Raw genomic sequence first — 14,383 nt, 5'->3', positions numbered from 1 at the left:
AAGCGCTGTTCACGTAGGAAATCTCGGCGAGAGTGGGGCGGTCGTCCGACGTCTTCACGTGTCCTGCGCGCCGAGGCCGGGCAGAGGCCGCTCCATGTGCGTCTCGAAGTCGCCGGGGATGCCAAGGCTTCGTTCCTGGGCGGCGGCGAGCCGCCTCCAGCCCGCCGGGCGACCCGCCGAGGCCCAGCCAGCGGCCACGGCCGGTGCACGGCCGGCCCGACGGCGCATGTGCAGGACGTTCCCAGCAAGGGCCATCCCCGCGAGCAGCACGAAGCCCAGTCCGCTGAGCACCACGCCGGCCCACCCGAACGCGGAGAACATGACTGCTGCCACAGCGGATCCGACGGCGCCTCCGGCGAACACCGCGAAAATGTAGACGGTGTTCAACCGGGCTCTGATTGCGGGCTGCGCGGCGAAGATGCGCGTCTGGTTGGCGATCTGGCCGCTGGTGGTCCCGTAGCCGAGAAGATTGCAGCCGACGGCAAGCGCTATCAATGACTGGCCGGCGAACCCGAACAGGGCGAAGGCGAGCAGCACCGACGTGAGTGACAGCACGTTGACGCGTCGTGCGCCCCATCGGTCGCTGAGGTGTCCGGAATAGCGGGCGGCCAGGGCTCCAGGGACGCTGAACAGTCCAAAGAGCCCGATCACCGCGGGCCCCAGCGCGATCGGAGGGGTGGTGAGGTGGAAGGCTAGTGACGACCAGAAGGCGGAGAAGGCCGCGAAGACCGTCGCTCCCAGCACCGCCGAGAGGCGCAGAGGCGCGTGCTCGGTGATCAGTCTGGGGAGTGAGGCCAGCAGGCGCCCGTAACTCTGCCGCGTTCCGGCCGGAGTCGGCGGATCGGCGGGCATGTATCGCGGGAGGACGAGGAGAAGGGCTCCGGTGGCCACGGCCGCGACGGCGAAGCCGGCCCGCCATGTCCCGATGGCCTCGGCGATGAGGCCGGCAGCGGTGCGCGAGAGCAGGGCGCCCATGGTCAGGCCCGTCCCCACCGCCCCGAGGACACGTCCGGCGTTGCCGGGAGTGGCCATGGAGACGACAGTCGGCATGATGACCTGCGGGAGCACGGTACTGGCGGAAAGTATGAGGGTGGCCATGCTCAGCGGAGCGATCGAAGGAGCGGCGGCGCCCGCCAGGAGGGCAAGGGTGGTCACCACCAGGAGAAGGGTGGACAACCGTCGCAGCCGGACGCTGTCCGCGAGCGGCACGATGGCGATGATGCCCAGGGCGTAGCCGATCTGCCCTGTTGTGGCCACCAGCCCGGCAGCGGAGGCTGACGTGTGGAAGTCCCGGGCGATCTCGTCGAGTAGCGGCTGGGTGAAGTAGATGTTGGAAACGGTGATCGCTGTCGCGGTGGCGAAGACGGGGATGGTTCCGCGCTTCACGCCTGGGCGTGTGATTGCGCTGGTCATGGGGTCCTCATGTCGTGATGTGACAGGCGGAGACGCGAAGCGTGGCAGGCGCGACGGTGCTCCGGTGCCGGCGATGTCCTCTGTCAGCGGTGTACGGCTCTCAGACCCGGCCGAGCGGCTGCCGGCGGCAACATCGCCACGGGTCATGCGGAGCAGGCTTTCGCTCCTGCGGTTCGGTGCCTCGGCCGGCTGAGCAGTGTCTTCAAAGGATTTCGTTTTGATGGATCACGGCTGGGTGGTGATTCAGTGCCATGAACTTTCCGGTGCGGAGCGGGCGTTCGCCCGTCCGTCCGCCGCTGCCTGCGTTCCTGCGTGGCAGGAGGCGGTCGGACGACCGCAGCCGTGCTGGCCGGGGTCGTGGGGAGGTTCCGTGCAGGGCTGCTTGACGGGGACGCGCCCGAGCAGTGCGGCCCACTGGGCCACGCCGCAGGTCCGCTTTCACCGAAGGGCCAGGAAGGAATACGCATTCAACTACGGGGGCGACAGGCACGGCAGGACGCGGCCCGTGGTCAGGCCGGCCTCTCCCACACGAGTTCGGCCGTGCGCTCCGCGCCCCACAGTCGGGTGGGGGTGGGGACGGCGAGGGTGAGCAGTGGGCCGTCGAAGCGCACCTTTCGTGTCTGGGGATGTCCGGTCCAGTTCGGGAAGAGGCTGGTGGTGACGTGATGCTCGACAGTGGTGGCGTCGACGATCTCGAACGGTCCGCCGTACGCGAGGTAGCCGACCGTCGTCCGGGCCAGTTCCTCGGGCGTGGCGTCCTCGAGCCGTGCGGAGCTCAAAAGTGGGCGATCGCTACGTCCCAGCTGGGCGGACATGTATCCCTGGGGGGTGTAGAGGATCAGTCCGTTCGGGTTGGGGCCGAGGGGCTCGATCACGTCCCCGTCAGTGCTCGTGGCGGTGTAGGACACGAGACGCCAGGCGCCGAGCAGTTTCCCGCGTATCTCGTCGCGGGCCTTGCGTTCGGCGTCCGCAGAGGTACCTTCGGTGGCGTTCATGGAAAAGGGGGGCTCCTTCCATTCAGGAGAGGGGGACCCGTCCGTAGCGGCGGACGGGTCCCGGGAGAACGGTTCAGCGCTGCGTGATTTCGCCGTCCACCAATCGCCACAGGTGCAGCGGGTTCGCCTCGCGCAGTGGCTGCGGCAGGAGCTCGTCCGGGAGGTTCTGGTACGTGACCGGGCGGACGAACCGCTCGATCGCGCCCGTGCCCACGGACGTGAATCGACTGTCGGAGGTCGCCGGGAAGGGACCGCCGTGGGTGGATGCGTAGGAGACCTCCTGCGGGATGGAGAAGGCGTTGAACACGATCCGTCCCGTGCGGCGTTCCAGAACCGGCAGAAGCCGTTCGGCAATGCCGCGGTCCGCGACCTCGGCGTGCAGGGTGGCCGAGAGCTGCCCGCGGAAGGCTCGGGCCGCCTCGAGCAGCTGTTCCTGTCCAGTCACCCTGACCAGCAGAACGGCCGGGCCGAAAACCTCCTCGCGCAGGGCAGGTTCGGCCAGTAGCTGCTCGCCGGTGACCTCGTACAGCAGGGACTGGCCGGCCCCGGCGTGCGTGGGGGTGTCGCCCTCGGCGATCCGGACGGCGCCGTCGTCCTCCAGGCGCTGCGCGTTGCGGGTGTAGGCGTCGTGGATGCCGGGTGTGAGCATGGTTCGCGCGGTTGCCTTCTTCACCTCGGCGGCCGCTGCCGCACGCAGTTCCGCGAAGCCGGGTCCGTCGGCCGCGAGGAGGATCGCGGGCTTGAGGCAGGCCTGTCCGACGTTGTACATGGCTCGCTGCACCAGGCTGGTGCCGATCTCCGTGCCACGGGCCGCGAGCGCGGCGGGCAGCACGAAGGTCGGGTTGACGCTGGTCATCTCGGTGAACACGGGGATGGGGTCAGGACGCTTCTGCGCCCGCCGGTAGAGGGCCATGCCGCCGCCCTCGGAGCCGGTGAACGCGACCGCCCGGACCAGCGGATGGTCCACGAGCTCCTCACCGATCTCGTTGCCGGCGCCCCGGATGAGAGAGAAGACACCTTCGTGCAGTCCCGCCTCCGCGACGGCTTCCTGGATGACGCGGCCCTGTATTTCCGAGGCGCCGGGGTGTGCGTTGTGCGCCTTGACGATCACGGTGCAGCCGGCCGCAAGGGCGGAGGCGGTGTCACCGCCCACCACGGAGTAGGAGATCGGGAAGTTGCTCGCGCCGAAGATCACGACAGGCCCCAGGGCCACCTTCTGCAGCCGGTGGTCCAGACGTGGTGCGGGCTGCCGGTCCGGCTGCGCGGGATCGATGGTCGCCTGCAGAAAGCGGCCCTGACGGACGACGGTGGCGAACTTGCGGAACACACCGGCGCTCCGCACGGCCTCACCCTCGAGCTGCGCCGCGGGCAGGCCGGTTTCCAGGGCAACACGCTCCGCGAGCTCGTCCTTGACCGCCTCGAGCTTGTCCGCGATGAGGTCAAGGAACGCGGCCCGCTCGGCCAGGCCGGTGTGGCTGTAGCTGTCGAAGGCCTCGTCCGCCAGGCGGACCGCGTGGTCGGCCTCGGCCGGGCCACCGAAAGCGAACTCGGGCTCGATGAGCTCACCGGTGGCGGGGTTGAGCGCCTTCATGGCCCCCGCGGTGGCGGCCACTCGGGACGCTCCGATCAACAAGGCTCCGGTCAGTGTCATGCGCGTCCTCCCTTGAATGCGGCGGTGAGCTCGTCGGTGGTGATGATGGCGTGGGCGTAAGTCGGGCCATTCAGGTCGTGAGCGGCGTGCATCATCTCCGGCAGGAACGCCGCGGTGGCGTCACGCACCAGCGTCACGTGGTAGCCCAGTTCCATGGCGAAGCGGCTGGTGGACTCGATGCAGGTGTTCGCCAGCAGACCCACGGCCACCACATGCGTGATGCCGTGCTGCTTGAGCTGGAAGTCGAGATCGGTGTTGGCGAATCCGCTCTGCGCCCAGTGCTCCTGGACGACTACATCACCGGGCTGCGGCTGGAAGTCGGGATGGAACTCGCCGCCCCACGTCCCGCGGGCGAAGCTGTGACGCTCCATGATGCTCAGCTGCGTGGGGTTGGGATGGTTCCACGTTTCGTAGTCACCCGGCTCCCATCGGCGATGCGGGACGAACACCACGCGGACACCAGCCTCACGGGCGGAGCCCACCACCGAATGCAGGTGCTCAAGCAGTCCGACCTCCTGCGCCATCTGCTCCAGGCGCGGCCAGATCTTGCCGCCCTCGGACAGGAAGTCGTTGTAAGGGTCGACCAGCAGAACGGCCGTACGACGAGGGTCGTAGGTACGGGACATGGTCGCATCTCCAATCTGGATGATGGTCGTCATCCACTAGCTAGATTACGTTGGTCATCCAGAATGTCAAACGAAAACCACAAAAGCCTCATGCGGGACATGGGTGTATGATGACCATCATCCAGTTTTGTGGTGGCCATACTGCGCCACCCCAAGGAAAGGCAGGGTCGATATGGGCCACTCGCAGGCCGAGAAGGCTGCGACCCGCGAACGGGTCCTGCAGATCGCCTCCCGCAAGATTCGCTCCGAGGACATCGCCCGCCTCGGTATCGCGGACCTCATGAACGAGGCCGGGCTGACGCACGGCGGCTTCTACAAGCACTTCGACTCACGCGATGACCTGGTCACACAGGCTGCCGCCGCCGCGCTGGCGGAGGGCACGGCGAAGATGGAGCGCTCCGCACAGCAGAACGCCCGGGATCCGCAGGCCGGCCTCATCGACGCCTACCTGGCGAAGAGACACCGAGATGATCCGGCCACGGGCTGCGCGCTGGTCACCCTGGGCGCCGTCGCCGGACGTGATGACCGGCACCTCAAAGAGGCCTACGAGAAGCAGGTCCGCACATACCTGGACCTGATCGCGGGACTCGACGGCAACTCCGAGGACGCCCGGGCCGAGGCGATACTCACCCTCAGCGCCCTGGTCGGTGCCGTACTCATGGCCCGGGCCGTGGCTGACGAGGCCTTGTCCGACGAACTACTGGAGACGGTCAGAGCCCGGCTGACCTGATCCGCGAAGCGAAGACCTGGCGACGGACCTGAAGCCCACCGGGCATGACACCCGCGCGGGGCATCGCACGGGGTGGGCGCCACCGCGCCTCCGCCACCCGAACCGCCGGGCTGCCCGCACTACGGACTCCCGCAAGACCGGTACCCCACCCCGCACGAGGGCCACCGGGTACTTCTCGAGCCCGCCGTCGGTTGCGTGACGTGCACCGCGATGCGCTCAGCGGTGCGGTGACCGTCGGACGGACAGGACCGCCACATCGTCGTGCTGGGCGCCCTCCCCGGCGAACACGCGCGCGTCTTCGTAGAGGGCGCGCGGCAGGTCGGTGTGGGAGAGAGATACGTGCTTGGCGAGACGTTCGGCGAGGGGGTAGAACGTGCCGTCGGCAGAGCGGGTCTCGGTGAGCCCATCCGTGGTCAGCAGCAGCGTCGCACCGGGTGGGAAGGCGAACCAGTCGACGGTCGCGGGTTCGGCGGCGAGTTCGGCGAGACCGAGCGGGACGCCGGAGCCGAGAGCCGGCGTGATGACGGTGGCGTCGTGCAGCAGCTGCGGCGGAATGTGCCCACAGTTAATGACTTGTACCTCTTCGTGCGCGTCGACGTTGACGATGAGCGCTGTGACGAACCGTTCGTCGTCGCCGGTCTGTGCGGCGTAGGAGTTGTGCCGTACGACAGAGGCGTCGAGGGCGTCGACGAGGGCGGTCAGGGTGGGCTCTCGGTGGGCCGTCGCCCGGAAGGCGCCGATGACGGCGAACGCGGCGCCGACCGCGGGCAGGCCCTTGCCCTGGACATCGCCGATCAGAACCCGGGTACCCCACGGAGAGACGACGACGTCGTAGATGTCGCCGCCAACGAGCCGGTCCTCCTGGACGGGCTCGTACACGCCGTCGACCAGGACGTCGTCGGTGAGTAGAGGCAGGGGGCGCAGGATGTGACGCTGCATTGCGGCGGCGGTGGAACGCAGCCGCAGCATCTCGTTCTCGCGGTGGATACGGCTGCGGCACGCGTAGACGGAGGCCGCGCCCAGGGCGAGGGTGAGCAGCATCATGAGGATCCTGTCGAACCACCGCATCTCACCGTGCCGGACCAGCACGGTGACGATGACCACGAACGTGGTCCATGCAGCCACGAACTTCGTCTGGCGTACGGTGCACAGCGCGGACGCCGTCCCCGGCAGGAATACAAGGAGTCCGAGAAGCCACACCGGGGACTCGGACAGGGCACTGAGGGCCACCACCAGGACCGTCACTGACACCACGCCAATCATTACCTCGGCGTCGCGCGGTGGTTCGATGGTCTCGAAGGGATGCGTGAAACTCTTCGGATGCTTACGGGGCACGTGATCTCCCGGGCAGGTGGTGTACTCCCCGTACGGTAGGCAGGCACGGCCGTGGGTGAGCCGCGCCCCGCCGGACGATGTCCCCTGTGCGGTGACCAGCACTACATGCAGGGTCCGCGGCCCGTGGACTCCTTCGACCCGGTCGGATTCGATAACACGGGACCGGCGGACCAGCCGGTCACCGGCCTGGGGAGCGCGGAGTTGCAGCACTCCCTGACGAAGATCAGGCGGCAGGCCTACGCGGTGACCGTCGGCACCGTCTCGCCGGAGACGGCCGGACTGACGGCCCCGATCCGCGACGCGGTGGGCACCGCGGTGGCCGCCGTCGGCGTGGTGACGCCCGTCGAGACGTTCCGGCCGCTGCGGCTCGCGCTATGACGATCCGGGCGAACGGGGCACGATGTGGCTGCGCTTGGCGCCCACCTCGCTGACGGCCACGGACCTGAGCTACTCCGTCCGAGTGGAACCGTCGGCAGGCAGGCTCCGCCCTTCCCTCCGTCAACAACACGACTACGCAAAGGCCGATACTCACCGTTCCTTCTGCGGAACGACCCTCACTATGAGCGCAGGAATCCACGTAGCCATGGGTGAAGTCAGAAGGGGCGGAAAAGCGTTGCCTGTATCGACAACAGGCAAGACGATGCAAACAGACAAGATGACGCATCCGGAACCCAATGCTGAGACAGGGGTGCGCCGCGGGAGCCGAAACCCGGCGAATGCCACCGTCTCACTCTGCCCTGGAAGTGCTTCAAAAAGCTGTCGTGCGTCGTTAGCCCGCTCACGGGCTCGGGGAAGTCTGGAAGGTCAGCGAAATAGTCGGTAAGTCTGACCACGCGAGGGCCCGCTGCCTGAGCTGTCGCAGGGGGTGTCATCCTTCCCTCCGCCTGTCCGAACGCGCTCGCGATAGGCCGCCTGCCGACACGCAGACGAACAGAAGCGGCGAGGACACCCCACCACTTTCTGTGTGAACGGCGGAGAGGAACATCCTGTGCGCTCGCACCGGTGAACTGGTACTTCCGCGACGCCGGCCCACACCTCGGCACAGTGACGAGGGCCGGCGAGCTCCTGGCGCAGAGCGGGACCATACTTCGACGTTCGGAGTCTCTCCAGCAGAGCGGCGACCAGTGCTTGGAGTGTGGCTGCGCCCAGGCCGATTTCGATGGGAACGGTGTAACCCGGGTACGGCCCAAACCGGGGTGCCTCCACCGCCCGCCCCAGAGTCGCCGACCCAATCACGACGACGCGGTTGCACGGCGACCAGTTCCTTGAAGCCGTTTACTACGGTTCCGCTTGAAGTCGGACCCATTCCGAACGAGTGAACCAGAGAACAGAAAGAGCCTGATATCCGTCAGGATACTGAATATGCGAATACATTGAAATGGAGATGTTTGACGGTGGGTGAAGACTTAAGGAGCGAGCATGGCGGCGGCACAACAGGCCAATCCGATCACGCCTCAGGTGGCCATGACCCTGGCCGCCATCGCGGCAACTGGAGCGACTCCGCGTCCGTCGGGGGAGACCTTGCAAGCCCAGACCGAGCGGATCAAGCTCGGCATCACCCGGCAGTTCTCCAACTCCCCCCTGACGAAAAACTGGACACCGACGTGGCTCGCGCTGAGCCCGGAGAACGCGAACATGGCGTACATCGCCAAGAACAACGACGGTTCGAACCAGTTTGCCGTGGTCGTCCGCGGGACAATCGCCAGCGTGACCGACATTCTCGAAGACCTCGACGTCGGCACGGTGGTGCCGTTCACCGCCAGCGGGTCGACGTCCCCCATCTCCGTGTCGAAGGGGGCGATGGACGCCTTCACTCAGGTCGTCGACATGCGTTCGCTCGGCACCAGCTCCAATCTCGTGCAGGCGCTCGCCGGCCTCTTGACGGGGATTGCGCAGCCGACGGTCTACGTGATCGGTCACAGCCTAGGTGGTTGCGTCGCAAACATGGTCGCGCTGTACCTGAAGGCGCAGACCTGGCAGCAAAGCCAGCCGCAGTTCGGGGTGGTCACCTTCGCGGCACCCACCGCCGGTCTCGAGAGCTTCGCCGACTACCTCACCTCCCAGTTCGGGAGCATGAACCAGCGCTACGTCAACGCCTACGACGTGGTGCCGCTGGCCTGGGCCGATCTCCCCACCGCAGAGAGCTGGTACCCGGATCCCGGACCAGCGGCGACCCTCGACGTGAAGGGGCTCCTCGGGACGATCGCAACCCTGCGCGGAAACAATGTCTACGTCCAGCCGGGCACTGCCGTCAGCAAGAACACCGACTACATGATCCGCGACAACAATTTGGTCAAGGCCTCGGTTGGGGATTTCCTCGGCCAGGTCGGATTTCAGCACGCCAACTCCACCTACCTCAGACTGCTGGACGCGCCCGTCCTCTCCGAGCCGCCGACGGTGACCAGCGTGATCCCAAGCTTCGGCGCATCGGGCACACAGGTCACTATCAAGGGCCGCGACTTCAGCAAGGATTGCGACGTCGACTTCGGCCCCGTCCCGTGCCAGAAACCACCCACGTTCAACCCTGACGGCACCATCACTGCCGAGGTGCCCGACGGGACCGGCATCGTCAACGTGTACGTCACCAACCCCCTGGGCACCTCCCCGGCCGTCCCGCTCGGGCAGTTCGCCTACGGCGGGCCCGAACCCGTGGTGGTCACCACCATCACACCGGACAGGGGCAAGGCCAACGACTCGGTCACTATCTCCGGCGCGGGCTTCGCGAAAGGCGCCACCGTGCATTTCGGGAAGAACATCTCGCCATCCGTCCAGGTCGACTCGGACAAGATCGTCGCCAAAGCACCCCCATCGGGCAAGCCCACGAGCACAACCGTGGACATCACCGTGACCGTGAACGGCTACTCGTCCCCCACCGGTCCAGCCGACGAGTTCACCTACACCGGGTGACACCGGAGTCGGTCAGCCCACTGGATGCGGACAGCGATCGCCCCGCGGTCCGGGACCAAATCGCGTCCGTGAGCCCAGTGACCCGAACGCCGCTTCGCCATGAAGACGCACGCGGCCTGGGCCACACGCTCGCCCAGCAACTGGCCGACGCAGGCGAGGACGTGGCCGACGGGCCAGGAGCCGGGCCCGGCTCCTGGCCACCGGAGGAGACCGCAAGTGCACCGGACCGAAGGGCGATTCCCACCATTGGCCTCCACGCCCGCTGCCCCCACCGATCCGCCGCTGCGTTGTCAGCCTGGTGTTCAACCCCCCACCACCCTGGTTACACCGCTCGTTTGACAGACCCGCCTGCGGACGGCCGGGACGCCCTGCGCGGGATCGTTTACGGGCTCTACAAGGGCGCGGGCTGGGCGGATGTGCCCACGGACAGGGTCGGCCGCAGTGGGGTGACGTCCTGGCGACGTCTGCGCGACTGGACGGAGGCCGGTGTCCGGCCCCGTCTGCACGAGGTCCTTCTGGCGGAATTGCGGGCGGCGGGTCTGCCGGACATGGATGACGCGGCCGTGGACGGCTTGCACGTCAGGGCTCTCAGAGGGGGCTCACACCGGACCTTCGCCGGTCGGCCGTGCGCGTCCGGGCCGTACCACCTGATCACCGACCGGCACGGCTCACCCCTCGCGCCTGCTCATTCTCGACGGAGCCGCACCGCATCAGCAGGTGGACGAACCACCAGTCAGGCCCAGCGCGCGTTCGTTCCCGCCTTCACCGACCCCGGCCGGGCCGACGACGAGCTCGAAGTCGCGCAGCATCTGCTGTCCGGGCCAGGCCTGTACGGCGATGCGGGCAGCCCAGGCCGCCAGCCGGGCGACGCGTTAGGCTCATTTTGTAGGCACGCGTTGCGGCCGCGGAGGCGGCCATGGGCCAGAACGTCAAGTACCCGACGCCGTCACAGGCCGAAGGGGAGAGACTGGAAGGGAACACGGATCCCGCCGAGGCCGAGTATCCCGCCATGTGGCGCGCCCGGCCGTCCCAGGCGGAGGGTGAGCGCCTGGCGGGGCATACCGAGAGCTGACAGAGGCGGCGGCATACGGTAGGGATCCTTGCCGGTTCGCCCTGGCAGGGGCTCTGTGCGCCGCCCTGTTTCCCGTGCTCCGCCGCAGCGGAATCCGGTGAAGTCAGCGGCCTGAGAAAGGGGCGCTGCATTGCGCGACAGCGATCGGCACCCCGCCGCCCATGTGCTGTGCGCGGGGGGCCGGCCCGGACTGGCGGCCGTGACCGGCAAGGCCACCGTTCGCCAGGACGGTTCCGAGGCACTCGGGATGTGCCGGCGTTCGGTTGTCCACTTCGCGCGCCCGTACTCGAAGGAGGTGCGCCCGGTATGGATTCGGAACGTGCCGGCCGTTTGGTGTCGGCGCTTCGTGCCCGTGGCGTGATGGCCCATCTGGTAGAGGCGGGCGTCTACGAGTTCGGGATCCGGGTCGTCCTCGACGAGGGAATCGAGGCGCTGTGGGACGTCGACGGGGCCTCGGGACTCGACGCGGAAATCGTCAGCGACGGAGTGCTCATCGGCTTCGTACCTCATGTGTCCGGTTCGGAGAGCTTCACCGAAGAGCAGCTCGTGGAGAGCATCGCCACGACGCAGTACTCGACGGAAGGGCTCCGCCCGCCCAGCGACACGCCCGCCCCGACCCCGCCGCCGACCGGCGAGGCCGCGCCGTCGCACGGTCCAGCGGTCACCCCGCCAGTCGCCCGCTACCAGCGCCGGGCGCACTGGATCCGGCGCGGCAACAAGGACGGTCCTCGGCGCTGACCGGGGCACCTGGCGCATCGTCCGACGCGCCCGCCTGCGACGCGGTCGGCCGCCGTCTCGTCACAGCGGAGCTCACACCTCTTCGGCCGACGGCAGGGCGGGATGGCGCGAGGCGATCAGACCCGGCTGGTCGCTCACGACGCGGCCCGTCCCCGATTCGGCCCTCCTGGATCGCGCAGGTGTCGGATGACGGTGACTCCTCCACCCCGTGAACGGGGTGGAGGAGTCACGCTCTGGTACACGTCGAGCGCTCTGTGCAGCACGGCGCGTGCGTCACTGTCGCGGCCGGCGCCCATGAGCTTCTTGGCCACGGGCACCAGAGAGCGGGCGTAATGCAGTGTGTAGCGGGCCGGATCCGCGTCGGCTGCACGCTGATACGCCGCCGTCACGCGTTCGAGCATGGCCAGCGCCTCTTCATGCCGTTTGGCTCTGGCCAGGCGTTTGGCAGCCGTATTCAGCGCGAGTACATGCGGCCCGACGTACCGGGTGACGTTTCGCTCGGCGAGTTTTCCGTACGCGTCCGCCGCCCGCACGAAGAGGGACAGGGCTTCCTCGTCCCGTCCCGCCGCGGCCAGCGCATGCGCTCTCCTGACCAGTTTCGGGGCCTGCGAGACCAGCTCCGGGTCAGTCGGCGCGGTCAGTGCCTGCCCGTACGCGGTGACGGCTTGCTGATACGAGGTGAGCGCGTCCTCCTCCCGGCCCGCCTCGACATGGTTCTCCGCTTCGGACTCCAGGGCTTGCGCCCGCGCCGCCAGTTCCGGTTCCCGTGCGGCCGCCTCCGTCCGGGCGAAGGACGAGCAGGCTTCCTGATACGTCTGGAGCGCCTCGCGGACGTATCCCAGTCCGGCCTCATGGCGTGCCAGCATCACCAGATTCGTCGCATAGATATCCAGAAAGCTCGCTGGCCTCCTGACGGCGAGTTGCCGGCGCGTGACCATGGCGCTGCGCAGGACCTTCAGCGCGTCTTCACCTCTGCCTGTCTCGGCGTACCACTTGCTGAGCACGGTCAGGGAGTCGGCCAGGCGCAGACCGTACTCAGGCTCCGATCGGGTAGGCGGGCCGGTTTGCCCGGCCCGCCCCCACCACCGGACATGCGGGCCCGCATCCGGCGGTTCGTCCAGCTGATCTCAGGCGAGCTTCAGGCGGGACCACGAGCCCTTGAACGACTTGTAGCCCTGCGCATCCCAATAGGCTTTATTCATAGCGATTTCCAGTGGTTTCAGGTGGGAGGCCCGCCAGTATCGCTTGCGTTGCACTGCAACGCCTTGCTCCTGGTCTCCAAATTCGTAACCGAGCTTCTGGAGCATGGAGTTCTTGCGCTGACTGGTCTTCCACTGCACCCACTGGGCCTGCCGTAGCCTGCGGCGGGTCCAGTGATCAATCTCCTCGAAAACCCGAAGGCTGTCGGAGAGACTGAAGTAGGCCACCCAGCCGACCGAGAAACGGTTGAGTTTGTCCATCCTGTGGGCCATCGATACGCCCCACGTCCGGGAGGTGACTCGCCGAACGGTGGACTTTAGCCGTCTCACGGCCTTCCGGTCCACCCGGATCTTCACCTGCCCTTTGGCGAGGTAGTACCCGAATCCCAGGAGTGACGTCCACCAGATGGGGCACGCCTTCGACTTCTCACGATTCACCCTCAGTTTCAAGGTCTTCTCAATGAAGGCCGTGACCGAGGCGAGGGTCCGCTGCGCCGCTCGCTCGGACCGGACGAAAATCATCACATCGTCCGCGTACCTCACGAACCGGTGTCCGCGTTTGAAGAGTTCGCGGTCAAGGTCGTCCAGCATGATGTTCGACAGCAACGGGGACAAAGGGGAACCCTGCGGGGTCCCTTCCTCGTTCCTCACCATCACGCCGTCGCTCATAATCCCGGCTTCCAGGTACCGCCGAATCAACTTCAGGACCTTTCTGTCCCTCACCCGGCGAGCCACCCGCGCCATAAGCGCATCGTGATTCATTCGGTCGAAGAACTTGTCGAGGTCCAGGTCCACGGCCCAACGGTTTCTGTCCTGGACGGCCCGGCGACCAACCCTTACGGCTTGGTGGGCCGAACGCCCTGGTCGGAACCCGAACGACGCCCCAGAGAAGTGGGGATCGAAGACGGGCACGAGGGCCTGCGCAATTGCCTGCTGGATCAAGCGATCCAGCACCCGTGGGACACCTAGCATCCGCTCCCCACCATTCGGCTTAGGGATGGTCACCCGACGGACAGGAGCGGGCTTATATGTCCCCGCATCGAGCTCAGCCCATACCTTGGGCCAGTTCTGGGCGATCCATGGCCGGAGTTCATCCGTCGTCATCCCATCAACGCCGGGGGCACCCCGGTTTGCTTCGACGCGCCTGAGCGCCGCGAGAAGGTTCTCCTTCGAGAACACCGTCTCCCAGAGGGAGACCTCGCGGTGATTGTTGTCCGCGTGTAGCGCCGGCTGGTCACTGCGCCCCTTGGGCTGGGCGGTCGTATGCACCGACCCCGTCACCCCAGGGTCTGCCGGGGCAGATTTACGGCGGTCATCGTGACCTGCGCGAGCAGAACACCCTTCTTCCAATCCGCTAAACGTTCGGCCCTTCCCGAGTCCTTGTCGGCCTACTGCCTTCCCGTCTCGGTACTATGACCTCTGCTGACTTCTGTCCGGCAAACCAGTGCCATTGCTGGCATCGGTCGTCACAATCCCGGCCGACACACCGTTACAGGTGACACCCGGGCAGACCTCCCCGAATAAGAACAGCAACTTTCCCCGGATCGCCGCCGCATATACTCTGCGTCTTTCTTGGTGAGAACGGGCTTCGATGCAGTCAGCCACCTTGCCCAAGACGCCTAGCCTCAAATGCGGTTCTTGTACATCGGTACCCGGTTTTGCCTCCGGCTTCCTTCGGACCCCACCTCGCGATGACGCCCTTGCCGTTCGGCTAGCG

General features: G+C 67.1%; 12 protein-coding genes and 1 pseudogene. 6 read left to right on the top strand and 7 right to left on the bottom strand.

All coding sequences use genetic code 11. The features are described 5' to 3' along the window. Window positions 1-54: 54 nt before the first annotated feature. From OG395_RS53105 to OG395_RS53090, 4 genes are all read right to left on the bottom strand, one after another. Window positions 55-1,413 (bottom strand): MFS transporter, encoded by a 1,359-nt coding sequence (locus OG395_RS53105; RefSeq protein WP_327241354.1) that lies wholly within the window; start codon window positions 1,411-1,413, stop codon window positions 55-57. A 509-nt stretch (window positions 1,414-1,922) separates the two neighbouring features. Beyond that, window positions 1,923-2,408, bottom strand: a complete 486-nt coding sequence (locus tag OG395_RS53100) for a lipocalin-like domain-containing protein (protein WP_327241355.1) — start codon at window positions 2,406-2,408, stop codon at window positions 1,923-1,925. A 73-nt stretch (window positions 2,409-2,481) separates the two neighbouring features. After that, on the bottom strand, window positions 2,482-4,059 hold the full coding sequence (locus OG395_RS53095) for an aldehyde dehydrogenase (NADP(+)) (RefSeq protein WP_327241356.1): 1,578 nt from the start codon (window positions 4,057-4,059) through the stop codon (window positions 2,482-2,484). After that, entirely contained in the window at window positions 4,056-4,718 is a 663-nt protein-coding gene (locus OG395_RS53090; RefSeq protein WP_327241357.1) for an isochorismatase family cysteine hydrolase, read from the bottom strand. The genes OG395_RS53095 and OG395_RS53090 overlap by 4 nt, the downstream gene beginning before the upstream one ends. Window positions 4,719-4,857: 139 nt before the next feature. Between OG395_RS53090 and OG395_RS53085 the strand changes: the two genes are divergently transcribed. Further along, window positions 4,858-5,415, top strand: coding sequence for a TetR/AcrR family transcriptional regulator (locus OG395_RS53085; protein ID WP_327241358.1), 558 nt, complete (start codon window positions 4,858-4,860; stop codon window positions 5,413-5,415). 216 nt (window positions 5,416-5,631) lie between these two features. On the opposite strand, the gene OG395_RS53080 is transcribed toward OG395_RS53085, so the two are convergent. Then, window positions 5,632-6,750, bottom strand: coding sequence for a PP2C family protein-serine/threonine phosphatase (locus tag OG395_RS53080; protein WP_327249232.1), 1,119 nt, complete (start codon window positions 6,748-6,750; stop codon window positions 5,632-5,634). 123 nt (window positions 6,751-6,873) lie between these two features. Here OG395_RS53080 and OG395_RS53075 point away from each other — a divergent pair, with 123 nt between their 5' ends. The 5 genes and pseudogenes from OG395_RS53075 to OG395_RS53055 all read left to right on the top strand — a co-directional run bounded on the left by OG395_RS53075 (window position 6,874) and on the right by OG395_RS53055 (window position 11,467). Next, a complete protein-coding gene (locus tag OG395_RS53075) occupies window positions 6,874-7,128 on the top strand; it encodes an IclR family transcriptional regulator domain-containing protein (protein WP_327241359.1) in 255 nt (84 codons plus the stop codon). Window positions 7,129-8,169: 1,041 nt separating this feature from the next. Further along, a complete protein-coding gene (locus OG395_RS53070) occupies window positions 8,170-9,657 on the top strand; it encodes a lipase family protein (protein WP_327241360.1) in 1,488 nt (495 codons plus the stop codon). Next, window positions 9,654-10,151: pseudogene (locus OG395_RS58890) on the top strand (transposase); the annotation flags it as partial. The gene OG395_RS53070 and the pseudogene OG395_RS58890, both read left to right, overlap by 4 nt. A gap of 422 nt (window positions 10,152-10,573) precedes the next feature. Next, a complete protein-coding gene (locus tag OG395_RS53060; protein WP_327241361.1) occupies window positions 10,574-10,729 on the top strand; it encodes a hypothetical protein in 156 nt (51 codons plus the stop codon). 306 nt (window positions 10,730-11,035) lie between these two features. Then, window positions 11,036-11,467 carry a hypothetical protein gene (locus OG395_RS53055; protein WP_327241362.1) on the top strand — a complete coding sequence of 144 codons (432 nt, stop codon included), beginning with the start codon at window positions 11,036-11,038 and terminating at the stop codon, window positions 11,465-11,467. Between the two features lie 134 nt (window positions 11,468-11,601). Here OG395_RS53055 and OG395_RS53050 read toward each other — a convergent pair whose 3' ends face one another. Together OG395_RS53050 and ltrA are read right to left on the bottom strand one after the other, a co-directional pair. After that, window positions 11,602-12,477, bottom strand: coding sequence for a tetratricopeptide repeat protein (locus OG395_RS53050; protein ID WP_327249740.1), 876 nt, complete (start codon window positions 12,475-12,477; stop codon window positions 11,602-11,604). A gap of 117 nt (window positions 12,478-12,594) precedes the next feature. Beyond that, window positions 12,595-13,935: a group II intron reverse transcriptase/maturase gene (gene ltrA, locus OG395_RS53045; RefSeq protein WP_327241363.1), complete on the bottom strand. Its 1,341-nt coding sequence runs from the start codon at window positions 13,933-13,935 to the stop codon at window positions 12,595-12,597. Between the last annotated feature and the right edge of the window lie 448 nt (window positions 13,936-14,383).

This window comes from Streptomyces sp. NBC_01320, from assembly GCF_035974375.1.
GTDB classification, from domain to species: domain Bacteria; phylum Actinomycetota; class Actinomycetes; order Streptomycetales; family Streptomycetaceae; genus Streptomyces; species Streptomyces yanii.
Note: the sequence above shows the minus strand (reverse complement) of the source record. Positions and strands in the feature narration are given on the sequence as shown.

What these genes read in the sequence shown, in the direction of transcription:
- OG395_RS53090 (WP_327241357.1), bottom strand. Translation starts at nt 4,718, where the DNA reads ATGACGACCATCATCCAGATTGGAGATGCGACCATGTCCCGTACCTAC.
- OG395_RS53100 (WP_327241355.1), bottom strand. Translation starts at nt 2,408, where the DNA reads ATGAACGCCACCGAAGGTACCTCTGCGGACGCCGAACGCAAGGCCCGC.
- OG395_RS53055 (WP_327241362.1), top strand. Translation starts at nt 11,036, where the DNA reads ATGGATTCGGAACGTGCCGGCCGTTTGGTGTCGGCGCTTCGTGCCCGT.
- OG395_RS53060 (WP_327241361.1), top strand. Translation starts at nt 10,574, where the DNA reads ATGGGCCAGAACGTCAAGTACCCGACGCCGTCACAGGCCGAAGGGGAG.
- OG395_RS53105 (WP_327241354.1), bottom strand. Translation starts at nt 1,413, where the DNA reads ATGACCAGCGCAATCACACGCCCAGGCGTGAAGCGCGGAACCATCCCC.
- OG395_RS53085 (WP_327241358.1), top strand. Translation starts at nt 4,858, where the DNA reads ATGGGCCACTCGCAGGCCGAGAAGGCTGCGACCCGCGAACGGGTCCTG.
- OG395_RS53070 (WP_327241360.1), top strand. Translation starts at nt 8,170, where the DNA reads ATGGCGGCGGCACAACAGGCCAATCCGATCACGCCTCAGGTGGCCATG.
- OG395_RS53095 (WP_327241356.1), bottom strand. Translation starts at nt 4,059, where the DNA reads ATGACACTGACCGGAGCCTTGTTGATCGGAGCGTCCCGAGTGGCCGCC.